The sequence below is a fragment of the Thiococcus pfennigii genome (genome assembly GCF_016583835.1).
Lineage (GTDB): Bacteria > Pseudomonadota > Gammaproteobacteria > Chromatiales > Chromatiaceae > Thiococcus > Thiococcus pfennigii.
In genome coordinates, this window is the sequence record NZ_NRRW01000011.1 from 31,670 (window position 1) to 45,232 (window position 13,563).

General features: G+C 70.3%; 14 protein-coding genes. All 14 read right to left on the reverse strand.

Annotation, left to right across the window (positions count from 1 at the left end; translation table 11 throughout):
* Positions 1-3 precede the first annotated feature (3 nt).
* Entirely contained in the window at positions 4-297 is a 294-nt protein-coding gene (locus CKO41_RS05600) for a type II toxin-antitoxin system RelE/ParE family toxin (RefSeq protein ID WP_200381493.1), read from the reverse strand.
* Between the two features lie 897 nt (positions 298-1,194).
* Positions 1,195-1,773 carry an isochorismatase family protein gene (locus CKO41_RS05605; RefSeq protein ID WP_200381494.1) on the reverse strand — a complete coding sequence of 193 codons (579 nt, stop codon included), beginning with the start codon at positions 1,771-1,773 and terminating at the stop codon, positions 1,195-1,197.
* 124 nt (positions 1,774-1,897) lie between these two features.
* Positions 1,898-2,218 (reverse strand): rhodanese-like domain-containing protein, encoded by a 321-nt coding sequence (locus tag CKO41_RS05610; RefSeq protein ID WP_200250601.1) that lies wholly within the window; start codon positions 2,216-2,218, stop codon positions 1,898-1,900.
* 13 nt (positions 2,219-2,231) lie between these two features.
* Entirely contained in the window at positions 2,232-2,903 is a 672-nt protein-coding gene (locus CKO41_RS05615; protein WP_200381495.1) for a protein-L-isoaspartate O-methyltransferase family protein, read from the reverse strand.
* Between the two features lie 964 nt (positions 2,904-3,867).
* Positions 3,868-4,308, reverse strand: coding sequence for a ribonuclease HI (rnhA, locus tag CKO41_RS05620; RefSeq protein WP_200381496.1), 441 nt, complete (start codon positions 4,306-4,308; stop codon positions 3,868-3,870).
* Positions 4,309-4,340: 32 nt separating this feature from the next.
* Positions 4,341-5,186 (reverse strand): class I SAM-dependent methyltransferase, encoded by an 846-nt coding sequence (locus CKO41_RS05625; protein ID WP_242464001.1) that lies wholly within the window; start codon positions 5,184-5,186, stop codon positions 4,341-4,343.
* 105 nt (positions 5,187-5,291) lie between these two features.
* Positions 5,292-7,139: a dihydroxy-acid dehydratase gene (gene ilvD, locus CKO41_RS05630; protein WP_200381497.1), complete on the reverse strand. Its 1,848-nt coding sequence runs from the start codon at positions 7,137-7,139 to the stop codon at positions 5,292-5,294.
* A gap of 155 nt (positions 7,140-7,294) precedes the next feature.
* Positions 7,295-8,101: a TatD family hydrolase gene (locus CKO41_RS05635; RefSeq protein WP_200381498.1), complete on the reverse strand. Its 807-nt coding sequence runs from the start codon at positions 8,099-8,101 to the stop codon at positions 7,295-7,297.
* Positions 8,102-8,145: 44 nt separating this feature from the next.
* Complete coding sequence (locus CKO41_RS05640) at positions 8,146-8,502, reverse strand: PilZ domain-containing protein (RefSeq protein WP_200250613.1); 357 nt, start codon at positions 8,500-8,502, stop codon at positions 8,146-8,148.
* Between the two features lie 13 nt (positions 8,503-8,515).
* The gene (gene holB / locus CKO41_RS05645) at positions 8,516-9,568 is read right to left on the reverse strand and encodes a DNA polymerase III subunit delta' (protein ID WP_200381499.1); all 1,053 of its coding nucleotides are present in this window, start codon (positions 9,566-9,568) and stop codon (positions 8,516-8,518) included.
* A 13-nt stretch (positions 9,569-9,581) separates the two neighbouring features.
* The gene (tmk, locus tag CKO41_RS05650; RefSeq protein ID WP_200381500.1) at positions 9,582-10,220 is read right to left on the reverse strand and encodes a dTMP kinase; all 639 of its coding nucleotides are present in this window, start codon (positions 10,218-10,220) and stop codon (positions 9,582-9,584) included.
* The gene (gene mltG, locus CKO41_RS05655; protein ID WP_200381501.1) at positions 10,217-11,260 is read right to left on the reverse strand and encodes an endolytic transglycosylase MltG; all 1,044 of its coding nucleotides are present in this window, start codon (positions 11,258-11,260) and stop codon (positions 10,217-10,219) included. The genes tmk and mltG overlap by 4 nt, the downstream gene beginning before the upstream one ends.
* Positions 11,261-11,267: 7 nt before the next feature.
* Complete coding sequence (gene pabC, locus CKO41_RS05660) at positions 11,268-12,143, reverse strand: aminodeoxychorismate lyase (protein ID WP_200381502.1); 876 nt, start codon at positions 12,141-12,143, stop codon at positions 11,268-11,270.
* A 7-nt stretch (positions 12,144-12,150) separates the two neighbouring features.
* A complete protein-coding gene (gene fabF, locus CKO41_RS05665) occupies positions 12,151-13,389 on the reverse strand; it encodes a beta-ketoacyl-ACP synthase II (RefSeq protein ID WP_200250624.1) in 1,239 nt (412 codons plus the stop codon).
* Positions 13,390-13,563: the final 174 nt, after the last annotated feature.

The window sequence follows — 13,563 nt, forward strand, 5'->3', positions numbered from 1 at the left end:
CCTTCAGTGGTAGTCGGTAACCTCGACTCCGGTCGGCCCGGCGTTCCCCCAGGAGAAGCAGATACGGTACTGATCGTTAATGCGAATGCTATATTGCCCTCTGCGATTACCTGAGAGCATCTCTAAACGATTCCCGGGCGGAGCTTTCAGCTCTTCGAGCGATGTCACCGAGTCGAGCTGGTCGAGCTCTCTGGCCGCGATCGGCCACAGAATCGCGGGGCAGGTCTTCCTGGCGGCCTTAGAGTTGACGCCGTTGAATATGTCTTCGGTAGCCTGGTCGAGTAACGATTCGATCACGGGAGAATGATAGCGCGCTTCACGCTGCCACGAGAAGGCGGCTGGAATTCTCCGTCGACTGCCATGCACTGGTCAGTGCGCTTGTTGATGTACTGAGCTTTTCGCAGCCGTTGCCTTCTTCGTGGTCCCTCTCGGAGGAGGCACCCACAATCTTAGCTTGACTGGACCCCGCACATGAGGTCGCTGATTTCGCCAACCTTCCCCGCAGGAGTGGCCAGCGGGGAACTTCGGCGCTGGCCCCCACGGGTAGGCATCGCCGCAGCTGCGTTTTGACGTCCAGAAAATGACCTCGGTCCGACGCTGCCGCATTCCACCCGGGACCGGAATGAGGGCCGGTGCGTCGTCGGATATGACGCGCATCGGGTCCATGGGCGAGCGGCTCCCGGGTCTTTCAACGGGTGTTGTCCCTGAGGTATCCCCGGATAAAAGGTCTAAACCGCAGTGGCTTAGGTCGACTGACCGACGGAAGCCGGCGCTCGCGATCCGAGCCATCTCGCCGTCGCGCGACTGACTGGGAGCGCCGGCTTTCCAGCCGGCTCGTCGCCGTCGCGGCTCGATGCCGCGTCGGCGGCGTCTGGGCCGGTAGAAGGGCATGTGCGCAGCGGCATCCAGCGGCGCTTATCGGTGATCTCCTGGTTCCAGCGCCGAAGGTCGCGCGCCGAGGGCATCGAGCCCCCTGCGCGCGAAGCCGGCTGAAAGCCGGCGCTCCCAGTTCGTACCGACTCGCCGTCGCGGTCGATCTTGTGGGGATACCTCAGGTGTTGTCCCGATTCCAGAGGCCACTACGACCTTGTCCTTGCGTGGTGCGACGCGCACCGCCTGCACGCTGAGGTGCGAGCGTTCCTACGGCGAGCTGCGTCGGCCCGGCCTCGGGCCGGGCCGCCGAGCATGGCAGGGCTATTTGAAGAGTGCGAGGACTTCCTTGAAGCGCGCGTGCGAGGAGTCCCCGAGCCACTCGAAGGCGATCGACTCGGCGTTCGTCACCTGCAGACCACAGTGGCGCATCCGCTCCAGGGCGTTGACCTTGAGGGCGCGCCGGCGGCAGCAGATCGCGTCCTCGGCGATGAAGACCTGGTAGCCCCAGCGGCGCAACCCGGAGGCGGTCTGGGCGACGCCGATATGGGCGTCCATACCGACCAGGATGACCTGCTTGCGATCCGGCTCCTGGGTCAGTGCCCGCTCGAAGCCGGGCGCCGTGCAGCTGGAGAAGTAGTTCTTCTCGGTCGGCGCGGCATCGGCCGGCAGGTGGCGGCGGATCGCCTCGACGGTCCGCCCGAGGCCCTTCGGGTTCTGCTCGGCCCAGATGATCGGGATGTCGAGGAATTGGGCCGCTTGCGACAGCCGGTTGATGTTGGTCACCGTCTCGGCGAGGTCCTCTTCGGGCATCGCGGCGGCGATCCGCTCTTGGGCGTCGATGATCAGCAGCATCGATAAGCGGCTCTGACAGAGCGGGAAGTCGGCCTGATGGGTATTCATCGTGTCCTCCGGTTCGTGGTGTCACTAGCGTCGATTGGTCTTGGCGCCCGCGCGCCTCGCTCGCCGCGCAGCCTCAGGCGAAGCGGGATCGCAAAGGAGACGGCCGGCCAGCACGGCCGGCCGTTCAATAGGTCGGCATGGTCGCGTCGACGTCCCTGGCCCAGGCCGCGAGCCCGCCCTGGAGGTTGATGACCCGACGAAAGCCCAACTGCGTCAGATAGTGGGTCACCTGGTAACTGCGGATGCCGTGATGACAGATGACGACCGTCTCGCGCTCCGGGTCGAGGGCGTCGAGTCGTTCGGTGAGCCGATGCATCGGCAGCAGCACGGCGCCGTCGATATGGCAGATCGCGTACTCCCAGGGTTCGCGGACATCGAGCAGCAGCGGCGGGGGCTCGGCCGCCCGGAGCCGCGCCTCGAGCTCGACCGGGGTCCATTGGCGCATCGCCCGCCCCGGGTCAGAAGACGAAGACGTCCGACTCGGGCGCCCGGGCGAGCGGCGCCGAGCGGGTCTCGAACAGGGCCTCGCGGCGGAAGTCACCCATCGCCGTGCGGGTCACGAGGAGCGCCTCCATCAGCGGTGGTCGGCCGACGACGGCGAACAGGCGGCCGCGCGCGGCCAGTTGCGTCTGCAACGCGGCGAGGGGCGCATCCGTCGGCAGCGAACCCGTGACGACGATGACATCGAACGGCCCGCCGGGGACCGGGTCGATCAACCCGTCGCCGACCCGCACCTCGACGCCCGGGACGGCGCTCGCGGCGAGACGGGCCTCGGCCTCCTGCGCCAGGGCCGGATCGTCCTCCAGGCCGACGACGCGCGCCCCGAGGTGGGCCAGGCAGGCGGCTAGATAGCCGTTCTCGGCGCCGATCACGAGGGCCTTGTCGCCAGGCTGCGCCTGCACGGCCTGGAGCAGCCGTCCGATGATCTTGGGCGCGAGCATTTGGCGCCCAGCCGCGATCGGCACCTCGATGTCGGCATAGGCCAGGCTGCGATAGGCATCGGGGACGAAGGACTCGCGCGGCACCTCGGTGAGGGCCGTCAGGACCCGTTCGTCGATGACGCCCCAGGGACGAATCTGCTGCTGCACCATGTTGAAGCGTGCGCGATCGCTACGGCTAACCTCTGGCATGCGCTTCCCTATTATTAGGATTTAAAACGGTGCGGCGAAGAGTAAGGCGTTTTGCCGCGGCGAGGCAAGCAGGGCCGGCACGCGACGTGCTTCGAGCGCCGGGATTGGGCCAGCGGAGGCCGCCGAAATCGCCCGGGCGGGCGCGAAGGGACGCCGGCGCCGCGGCCGCGAACCGTCGCGGCGCGCCTCGATCCGAAGAACTGCCCTTATGTGGTGCGAGCCCGATGACGAAGCCGGGGCCTCGCCCGGCGTTGGAGAGGCGCACCCCGATATCGGGTTACGCCCCGAGGGCACGGCGGGATGCGCTGCGCTTTCCCGCCCTACGTTCTCGCACCCGAACAAAGAGATCTCGCGCAGAGACGCAAGGGCGCAGAGAAGGAGCGCCGCGCAGCCGACAAAGACAAGCGCGCCGTAACCCGACAGCGGCCTCGGCGGGGGCCGCGTCGCTGGCCGTCGGGTTACGCCCCGCGGGGCTAACCCGACCTACGGCCCCGGCGCAGATCGGCGCGGCCCGTCGGGTGAGGCACGCCGGCACAGCGGTCTCTAGCAAGAAGGACTTGCGCGCGCCGTAACCCGACAGCGGCCTCGGTGGAGGCTGCGTTGGCGGTCGTCGGGTTACACCCCGAGGGCACGGCGGGATGCGCTGCGCTTTCCCGCCCTACGCTCTCGCACCCGAACAAAGAGATCTCGCGCAGAGACGCAATGGCGCAGAGCAGGAGCACCGCGCAGCCGACAAAGACGAGCCAGGTGCGCGCCGTGACCCGACAGCGGCCTCGGTGGAGGCCGCGTTGGCGGTCGTCGGGTTACGCCCCGAGGGCACGGCGGGATGCGCTGCGCTTTCCCGCCCTACGCTCTCGCACCCAAAAAGGAGATCTCGCGCAGAGACGCAAAGGCGCAGAGAAGGAGCGCCGCGCAGCCGACAAAGACAAGCCTGGTGCGCGCCGTAACCCGACGGGCGGCTCGGTCAGCGCCCGGTCGTCGGGATCCCCCGATTGGCCAGTCGGTCGGCGCGCTCGTTGTCGGGATGGCCGTTGTGCCCGCGCACCCATTGCCATTCGACCTGGTGGCGGCCGAGGGCCTCGTCGAGGCGCTCCCAGAGGTCGCGGTTCTTGACCGGCTCGCGCGCGGCGGTACGCCAGCCGTTGCGCTTCCAGCGCGCCATCCATTCGGTCACGCCGCGCTTGACGTACTGCGAGTCGGTCGTGATGCGCACCCCGCTCGGGCGCTTCAGCGCCTCCAGCGCGCGGATCACGGCCATCAGCTCCATGCGGTTGTTGGTCGTCTCCAACTCGCCGCCACAGAGTTCCTTCTCGTGCGGGCCGGCGCGCAGCAAGGCGCCCCAGCCGCCGCGACCCGGATTGCCCTTGCAGGCCCCGTCGGTGTAGATCTCGATCAGGTCGGTCATCGGTTCAGTCGTCGAAGCGGTTGATCGCACCCTCAGCGCGCCGGGCCGCGTTCGGTCGTGCGCGGCGCCGCCGCACCACCTGGGCGGCGCACGAGCCGTACCGTCGGGCGGACCGGTCGGCGCCCGGAGAGGAGTGCCCGGCGCTGGCGCCAGGAGGGCTTCAGCGGTGTGAGTGTCGAGACCCGCTTGACGGCACGGATCGCGAAGACCCCGGCGAAGGTCGGCCAGAGCCGCTCGCCAATGGCATCGAAGAGGGTCGAATCCGGAAATAGCGTGCGTCGCCACGGCGGGCGATACATCATCCGCTCCTCGATCTCGACGTCGAAGCCGAGCAGCGACAGCCAGTCGGCGACGCGAAACGGGGTCAGGAAGCTGCCGCACCAGGGCACGCGCCGCTGGCGTTGCCCGCGGGCGAGCTGGCGGCGCAGGCCCCAGAGGCTGAGGTTGTTGAACCCGAGGATGATGACGCGCCCCTCCGGGATCAGGACGCGCTCGGCCTCGCGCAGGACCTGGCGCGCATCGTCGGCGAATTCGAGCACGTGCGGGAGGACCACGGCATCGATGCTGTCTGAGGCGATCGGTAGCCGACCGGGGTCGACGATGACCTGGACCCGCCCCCCTTGGCCAGCGCGCCCGGAGGCCGGGCCGTCGGGCAGCAGGATGCGGTTGCGGATGCGGCAGCCGGCGAGGACGCCGTCGAGGGCATCGACCAGGCCGACCTGGAGCAGGTAGTAGCCGAAGGTGTCGCAGAGCATCCGCTCCAGACAGGCGCCCTCCTTGGCCGCGAGCTCCCGTCCGAGCGGCGTCGCGTACCACTCCTCGAGGCACCGCAGGGCGGCGCCCGGGGCGCGGCAGTCCGTCATCGGCGGTGTCGGCATCGTGAGACTCGGGAGGGGTTCGGCAAAGAGGGGATTCCCAGTCTGGACAAGAGCGCGGCGCAGATCAACCGCGCGTTGTCCGCACCGCCTGTCGTCACCATCGCCTCAACGGGGCACGGACAGGTCGCGGATCGCGCCGCGCGCGGCGCTCGTCGTAAAGGCGGCATAGGCCTGCAGGGCCTTCGAGACCGTCCGCGCGCGGGCGACGGGCCGCCAGGCCGCGGCGCCCCGGGCCTGCATCGCCCGGCGCCGCTCGGCCAGGACCTCGTCGGCGACCTCCAGCGCGATGCGCCGCTGCGGGATGTCGATCGCGATCGGATCGCCGTCCTCGACCAACGCGATGAGCCCGCCCTCGGCCGCCTCCGGCGAGACGTGACCGATCGACAGGCCCGAGGTGCCGCCGGAGAAGCGCCCGTCGGTGATCAGCGCGCAGGCCTTGCCCAGCCCCTTGGACTTCAGATAGCTGGTCGGGTAGAGCATCTCCTGCATGCCCGGCCCGCCCTTCGGCCCCTCGTAGCGGATGACGACGACGTCGCCCGCCCGGACCCGATCGCCGAGGATGGCCGCGACGGCCGCGTCCTGGCTCTCGAAGACCCGCGCCGGGCCGCTGAAGACCAGGCTCTCGGCCTCGACGCCGGCGGTCTTGACGATGCAGCCCTGCTCGGCCAGGTTGCCGAACAGCACCGCGAGGCCGCCGTCGCGGCTGTAGGCGTGCTCGAGGTCGCGGATGCAGCCGGCGGCCCGATCGAGGTCCGGAGTCGACCAGTAGCGCTCCTGGCTGAAGGCGACCTGGGTCGGGACGCCGCCGGGCGCGGCCAGGTAGCGCTGGCGCGCGGCGCTGTCGTCGCTGCGCGTGACGTCCCAGCGGTCGATCGCGTCGCCGAGCGTCGCGGCGTGCACGGTCGGCACGTCGCGGTGGATCAGGCCGGCGCGCTCGAGCTCGCCGAGGATGCCGATGACGCCGCCGGCGCGGTGCACATCCTCCATGTGGTAACGCTGGGTCGCGGGGGCGACCTTGCAGAGGTTCGGCACCTGGCGGCTCAGACGATCGATGTCGGCCATCGTGAAGTCGACCTCGGCCTCGTGGGCGGCGGCGAGCAGGTGCAGGACCGTATTGGTCGAGCCGCCCATCGCGATGTCGAGGCTCATCGCGTTCTCGAAGGCCGCCCGGGAGGCGATCGAGCGCGGCAGCGCGCGCGCGTCGTCCTCCTCGTACCAGCGCCGCGCCAGGGCGACGATCAGCCGCCCGGCCTCCAAGAACAGGTCTTGGCGGCGCCGGTGGGTCGCGAGCAGCGAGCCGTTGCCCGGCAGGCTCAGGCCCAAGGCCTCGGTCAGACAGTTCATCGAGTTGGCCGTGAACATGCCCGAACAGGAACCGCAGGTCGGACAGGCCGAGCGCTCCAGCTCGGCGACCGCCGCGTCGCTCTCGTTCGGATTGGCCGCCGCGATCATCGCATCGATCAGGTCCAGGTGCTGCTCGGCCCCCTGGCGGATCACCTTGCCAGCCTCCATCGGCCCGCCCGAGACGAAGACGGTCGGGATATTCAGGCGCAGGGCCGCCATCAGCATGCCCGGGGTGATCTTGTCGCAGTTCGACAGGCACACGAGGGCGTCGGCGCAGTGGGCGTTGGCCATGTACTCGACCGAGTCGGCGATCAGGTCGCGCGAGGGCAGCGAGTAGAGCATGCCGTCGTGGCCCATCGCGATGCCGTCGTCGATCGCGATGGTGTTGAACTCCTTGGCCACGCCGCCGGCCGCCTCGATCTCGCGCGCGATCAACTGGCCGAGGTCCTTCAGGTGGACGTGGCCGGGGACGAACTGCGTGAACGAGTTGGCCACCGCGATGATCGGCTTGTCGAAATCGCCGTCCTTCATGCCGGTGGCGCGCCACAGGGCGCGGGCGCCGGCCATGTTGCGACCATGGGTCGTGGTGCGGGAGCGGTACTGGGGCATGGTGATCTCTTCCTGGACTCGATATCGATCTGCGGACTGGCCGCCCATCGGCTGGCGCGCGGGCCGCGATGGCGCTGGCGCCCTGGCGGCGGGACTGTCCCCGCGATGATACCCGAGAACGCCGCCGGCGGAGCGACCGGACCGGGCGGCGGCGGTCAGCTCGGGGCGGCCTCGCCCGGCAGGACGCGGGGCACGCGCTCGAACAGGCGGAAGAAGTTCTCCCCCGTCGCGGCGGCCAGCGCGTCGGGCGCCAAGCCGCGCAGCCCGGCGAGGCAGTCGGCGACGGCGGCGACGTACCTGGGCTCGTTCGAGCGACCGCGGTGAGGCACCGGCGCGAGGTACGGGGAGTCGGTCTCGATCAGCAGCCGATCGAGCGGCACCCGCCGGGCGACCTCGCGCAGTTCGTCGGCCGCCTTGAAGGTGACGATGCCGGAGAAGGAGATGTGGAAGCCGAGATCCAAGGCCCGGCGGGCCGTCTCCCAGTCCTCGGTGAAGCAGTGCAGGACCCCGCCGACCTCGCCCGCCCGTTCCTCGGCGAGGATGCGGATCGTGTCGGCACGCGCAGCCCGCGAGTGGACGATCAGCGGCCGCCGGGCGGTGCGCGCAGCGGCGATGTGCCGGCGGAAGCGTTGCTGCTGCCAACCCGGGTCGCCGGTGCTGCGGTAGTAGTCGAGGCCGGTCTCGCCGATCGCGACGACGCGCGGATCGCCGGCCAGCGCGACCAGTTCGTCGGCGCTCGGTTCATGACCGTCGCGCTCGTTCGGGTGCACGCCGACCGACACCGAGACCTCGGGGAAGGGCTCGATGAGGGCGCGCATCGCCGGATAGCGTTCCAGGTCGATCGCGACGCACAGGAGCCGGGCGACGCCCGCGGCGCGGGTCGTCTGCATCAGGCGGGCGAAATCGCCGTCGTAGGGGTCGAGGTCCACCCGGTCGAGGTGGCAGTGGGAGTCGACGAGCATCGGTGACTATCGGCAATGCGGATGGGGGTGAGGCGCCGGGCCGCTCACATCGTGTGGGTCGGCCGCTCGCTGTTCAGCATGCCGACGAGATACTGCTCGATCTTGGCGCGGGCCATGCCTTTGTCCTGCGCGTTGAACTGGACGCCGACGCCGACGACGCGGTTGCCCTCGGCCCCCGGCGGCGTCACCCAAACGACCTTGGCGGCGACCGGGATGCGATCGGGCTCGTCCATCAACTGGAGCAGCAGGAAGATCTCGTCGCCGAGTTGGTAGCGCTTGGTCGTCGGTATGAACAGCCCACCATTGTCGACGAACGGCATGAAGGCCTGGTAGAGGGCGTTCTTGTCGCGGATCGCGAAGCTCAGGATCCGCTGCTGTCCGCCGAGTGAGGGTGTTTCCATCTGGGCGATCTCGCTAGGGTCCCGTACGGCGCAACCGCGCCAGCCCGATGAGGAGCGATTCGAAGAGCAGTTGCTTGTTGAGGGTCGACTCGACCCGCGCGCGGGCCTCGAACACCCGCCTCATATAATGGTGCGCCGGCTCCAGCGCAACCCCCTGCGCGAGCTCCAGCAGGGGCTGCCGCCTGTCGAGGTCGACCAGCCAACGGCAGGCGGGATCGACCGTCAGGCGCAGCAGGTCGCTGACCCAACCGGCCAACCATTCACATGATAGTCGCGGCTCCGGCTCGCTCCAACCCTTGGCCTCGGTGACCGGATCGCGTACCCCGGCCAGCACCCCGCGGAAGCTGACGAAGAGGGTCTCATGCCGCTCGAGCCGCCCGTCGACGAGATAGGTCAAGGCCCGCAACGGTGCCCCGTGGGCCAGGTGCAGCAGCCGCCGCGGCTCCTGCTCGGCGACCCGTCCCGCCAGCCAATCGAGGGCCATCGCCTCCCCCGGCGGCGCGAGCGCCAGGCGCTGGCAGCGACTGCGAATCGTCGCGGGCAGTCGGCTGGGCTCCTCGCTGATCAGGATCAGCAGAGTCGTCGGCGAGGGCTCCTCGAGGGTCTTCAGCAGGCCGTTGGCGGCGGCCCGGTTCAGCTGGTGGGCCGGATCGATGATGACGATCTTGCGCCGCCCGCGATGTGGCGTGAGCCCTTCGCGTTCGATCAGATCGCGGATCGCATCGATGCGGATCTCGCCGCTCTTGGCCTCGGGGTCTGGCCCGACGGTGACACAATCGGGGTGGTTGCCGATCTCGAGCAGGTGGCAATCGGTGCAGGCGCCGCAGGCGAGACCGGCCGCGCCCGAGCCGCGATCGAATCCGCGATCCGATCCAGGCGCGCTGCATAGCAGGGCGTCGGCCAGTGCGACGACCAGGCGGCGCTTGCCGATCCCGGCCGGACCGCTGACGAGCAGCGCCTGGGGCAGACGCCCGGCGGCGCGCGCCCGGGTCAAGGCCTCCCAGGCCGGCTGCAACCAGGGCGGCGGACGGCGCGCGTCGGCCGGTGACGGACTCGCGGGGCTCATCGGCGCCTCTCCATCATCCCGGATGCCGGGCGCTGAAGTCGGCGACGATGGCGCGTACCGCGGCGCCGACCCCCGTCGGATCGCCGCTCGCATCGATGCGGCGGATCCGCCCGGGGTCGGCGACTGCCCGCGCCAGGTAGGCCGCGCGCGCCCGTTCGAAGAAGTCGATCGTCTCGGCCTCGAAACGATCGACGGCCGAACGGCGCGCGGCCCGCGCCAGGCCGACCGCGACCGGCACGTCGAAGAACAGGGTCAGATCGGGGCGCAGCGGCCCCTGGACGAACTCTTCGAGGACGGCGATCCGGGCCGCGGGCAGGCCCCGCCCGCCGCCCTGGTAGGCATAGGTCGCATCGGTGAAGCGATCGCAGACGACCCAGGCGCCCTCGGCGAGGGCCGGGCGGATGGTGCGGGCCAGGTGCTCGGCGCGGGCGGCGAACATCAGCAGGAGTTCGGTGTCCTCGGCCATGCCGGTCGCCTCCGGATCGAGCAGCAGCGCACGGATCCGCTCGGCGAGTGGTGCCCCGCCCGGCTCACGGGTGCGCACGACCGCCCGACCATGCTCGGCGAGGAGCGTGCAGACCGCCTCGATCTGGGTCGTCTTGCCGGCCCCCTCGATGCCCTCGAGCGTGATGAAGCGCCCTCTTCCGGTCATTCGTCTCCTCCCGTCGCCGGCTCGCCCTCGCCCTGACCGAGGATGTAGCGCCTGACGGCGCGGTTGTGCTCGCTCAGGGTCGCCGAGAACTGGTGGCTGCCATCCCCCTTGGCGACGAAGTAGAGCGCCTCGCCGTCGGCCGGGTGCAGGGCCGCGTGGAGGGCGGCGCGCCCGGGCAGCGCGATCGGGGTCGGCGGCAGGCCGTCGCGGACATAGGTGTTGTACGGGGTGTCGGTGCGCAGGTCCACCTTCCGCAGCCGCCCGTCGTAGTCCTCGCCCAGACCGTAGATCACGGTCGGGTCGGTCTGCAAGCGCATGCCTCGGCGCAGGCGCCGGACGAAGACGCCGGCGATCTCGGCCCGCTCGCCGGCCACCCCGGTCTCCTTCTCGATGATCGAGGCGAGGATCAGGGCCTCGTACGGTGTCGCGAGCGGCCCTCCCCCGGCCCGCTCGGCCCATTCGGCGGCCAGGACCTCGTCCATCCGCGCGAGCGCGCGGCGCAACACCGCGAGACGCTCGGTGGCGCGCGGGAAGCTGTAGGTGTCCGGGAAGAAGCGCCCCTCCGGGTGGTCGTCCGGGCGCCCGAGGCGTGCCATGATCTCGCCGTCATCGAGGCCGGCGAGGTCGCCGGCGAGGCGTTCCTCGGCGACGAGCGCGGCCACGGCCTCACGGAAGGTCCAACCCTCGACGAGGGTGATCGAGTGCTGCACGACCCGCCCGCTCGCGAAGCGTTCGAGGAGCTCGGCCGGTCTCGTCCCCGGCGGCCAGCCGTACTCGCCGGCCTGGATGCGGGCCGCCCGGTCGGAGAGGTGGGCCAGCGCGAGGAAGTAATAGGGCTGGCGCAGATGCCCGTCGGCGACCAGTCGCTCGGCGACCCCGCGCAGCGAGGTGCCCTTGGGGATCACGAAATAGGGCTCGGCCTCGCGCGCCGGCAGCGGCTCGTCGAGGAAGGCGCGGTAGTCGAGCCAGAGGGCCCCGCCGACGAGACCGGCGACGAACAGCGGCGTCAGGATGGCGAGGAAGAGCAGGCGCCGCTTCATCGGGATGTCATCTCCAGTCGGGGTCGGCCACCGCCCGGCGCACCGCGGCGACGAGCGCGCCGGGCAGCGGGTCGTGTCCCAGGTCGCGGCCGTCGAAGCGGCGGATCGGCCAGAGGCCGATGACGGCATTGGTCAGGAAGGCGCCGTCGGCGTCCGCCAGATCGGCGCGGCGCAGGCGCGTCTCGACGACCCGGTGGCCGAGCCCCGGGGCGAGCCGCACGAGCGCCGCGCGGACCGTACCGGCGATCCCGGCCCGGTCGAGCGGCGGGGTCAGCAGCGCGCGGCCGCGAAGCAGAAAGAGGTTGCTCATCGTGCCCCCGACCAGATGGCCGTCGGCATCGGCCATCAGGCCCTCGGCGATCTGCGGGTCGTCCCACTCGGCGCGGGCGAGGACCTGTTCCAAGCGGTTGAGGTGTTTGAGACCGGCCAGGGCCGGGCTCTGCCCGACCGGCGTGCGACAGAGGACGACCGCGACCCCGTCATCGCCCCAGGACCGCGGGTGCGCGGGCCGGGCATGCAGCGTCAGGATCCGCCGCGGGTGCGGCATCGCCGGCGGCCGGTAGCCGCGCCCACCGTCGCCGCGCGTCACGATCAGCTTGACCACCCCGTCGGGCAGCTCGGCACCGAGCGCCAGGCATTCGCGATGCAGGCACGCAGGGTCGGGTAGCGGCAGGCCGAGGCGCGCGGCACCCTCGCGCAGCCGTGCGAGGTGCAGGTCCCAGAGGCAGGGACGCCCGCCGCGCAAGGCGATGGTCTCGAACAGGCCGTCGCCGTACTGGAGCCCGCGGTCGCCGATCGGGAGTCGGTCGCCGCGGGCGCCATCGATCAGCGCGCGCAGCGGACCACGGCCGTTGCTCGGCCCGCCGCTCGTCGAGGCGGGCACGGGCGGGTCAGACGCGCCGGAAGACCAGGGTCCCGTTGGTCCCGCCGAAGCCGAAGGAGTTGCTCAGCACGACGTCGAGCTTCATCTGCCGCGCCTCGTTGGGCACATAGTCCAGGTCGCAATCGGGGTCCGGCGTCGTGTAGTTGATCGTCGGCGGGGCGACCTGATCGCGCAGCGCCAGCAGGGAGAAGATCGCCTCGGCGCTGCCGGCGGCGCCGAGCATGTGCCCGGTCATCGACTTGGTCGAGCTGACGGCGAGCCGGTAGGCGTGGTCGCCGAAGGCCGCCTTGACCGCGCGTGTCTCGGCGATGTCGCCGGCCGGGGTCGAGGTGCCGTGGGCATTGATGTAGTCGACGTCCGTCGGGTTCAGGCCGGCGTCGGCCAATGCCTGGCGCATGCAATCGCAGGCCCCCTCGCCGTTCTCGGACGGGGCCGTCATGTGGTAGGCGTCGGAGTTCATGCCGAAACCGACCAACTCGGCATAGATCTTGGCGCCGCGCGCCTTGGCCATCTCGTACTCTTCGAGGACGACGATGCCGGCCCCGTCGCTCAGCACGAAGCCATCGCGCTCCTTGTCGAACGGACGGCTGGCGCCGGCCGGGTCGTCATTGCGGGTCGAAAGCGCGCGGGCCGCGGCGAAACCACCGAGACCAACCGGTGTCGTCGCCATCTCGGCGCCGCCGGCGAGCATGACGTCGACCATGCCGTGGCGGATCATCAGGGCGGCCTCGCCGATGTTGTGGGTGCCGGTGCTACAGGCCGAGACGATCGAGTAGTTCGGGCCCTTGAGGCCGTACTTGATCGAGAGGTTGCCGGCCACCATGTTGACGATGTTGGCCGGTACGAAGAAGGGCGAGATCTTGCGCGGCCCGCCGGTGCGGTAGGCCTCGTAGTTGCTTTCGATGCCGCCGATACCGCCGATCCCGGAGCCGACGGCGACACCGATGCGCCGCGCGTTGGCCTCGGTGACCTCGATGCCGGAGTCCTCGATCGCCTGGATCCCCGCCGCCATCCCGTAGTGGATGAACTTGTCCATCTTGCGAATGTCCTTCTTCGCGATGTACTGCAGCGGATCGAAGCCGTAGATCGGGCCGCCGAAGCGGGTGCTGAAGGACCCAATGTCGAAATGGGTAATGGGCTGGATACCACTCCTGCCTGCGAGAATGCCCTCCCAAGCAGACTTCACGTCGGTGCCGACGGGAGCCACGAGACCCAACCCCGTGACCACTACCCTTCTCATTGCCATTGGGATACACCCCTTCGCTCAGATAGATGCGTGGACGACCGGACATCCCCGGTCGGCGCAGTGGGTCGAGGCCCAGGGCCGGCGAGTCGCCTCCCCGCCCCAGCCTCTGCATTGCGTGCCCGTGAAGAACGGTGGGAGGCGACCCCTGCCGCGCCCCCGGTCGACGGCAGGCTT

Bases quoted from the DNA above. Each gene is read 5' to 3' on its own strand.
- CKO41_RS05605 (WP_200381494.1), bottom strand. From the start codon at position 1,773: ATGAATACCCATCAGGCCGACTTCCCGCTCTGTCAGAGCCGCTTATCG.
- CKO41_RS05610 (WP_200250601.1), bottom strand. From the start codon at position 2,218: ATGCGCCAATGGACCCCGGTCGAGCTCGAGGCGCGGCTCCGGGCGGCC.
- CKO41_RS05615 (WP_200381495.1), bottom strand. From the start codon at position 2,903: ATGCCAGAGGTTAGCCGTAGCGATCGCGCACGCTTCAACATGGTGCAG.
- rnhA (WP_200381496.1), bottom strand. From the start codon at position 4,308: ATGACCGACCTGATCGAGATCTACACCGACGGGGCCTGCAAGGGCAAT.
- CKO41_RS05625 (WP_242464001.1), bottom strand. From the start codon at position 5,186: ATGCCGACACCGCCGATGACGGACTGCCGCGCCCCGGGCGCCGCCCTG.
- ilvD (WP_200381497.1), bottom strand. From the start codon at position 7,139: ATGCCCCAGTACCGCTCCCGCACCACGACCCATGGTCGCAACATGGCC.
- CKO41_RS05635 (WP_200381498.1), bottom strand. From the start codon at position 8,101: ATGCTCGTCGACTCCCACTGCCACCTCGACCGGGTGGACCTCGACCCC.
- CKO41_RS05640 (WP_200250613.1), bottom strand. From the start codon at position 8,502: ATGGAAACACCCTCACTCGGCGGACAGCAGCGGATCCTGAGCTTCGCG.
- holB (WP_200381499.1), bottom strand. From the start codon at position 9,568: ATGAGCCCCGCGAGTCCGTCACCGGCCGACGCGCGCCGTCCGCCGCCC.
- tmk (WP_200381500.1), bottom strand. From the start codon at position 10,220: ATGACCGGAAGAGGGCGCTTCATCACGCTCGAGGGCATCGAGGGGGCC.
- mltG (WP_200381501.1), bottom strand. From the start codon at position 11,260: ATGAAGCGGCGCCTGCTCTTCCTCGCCATCCTGACGCCGCTGTTCGTC.
- fabF (WP_200250624.1), bottom strand. From the start codon at position 13,389: ATGGCAATGAGAAGGGTAGTGGTCACGGGGTTGGGTCTCGTGGCTCCC.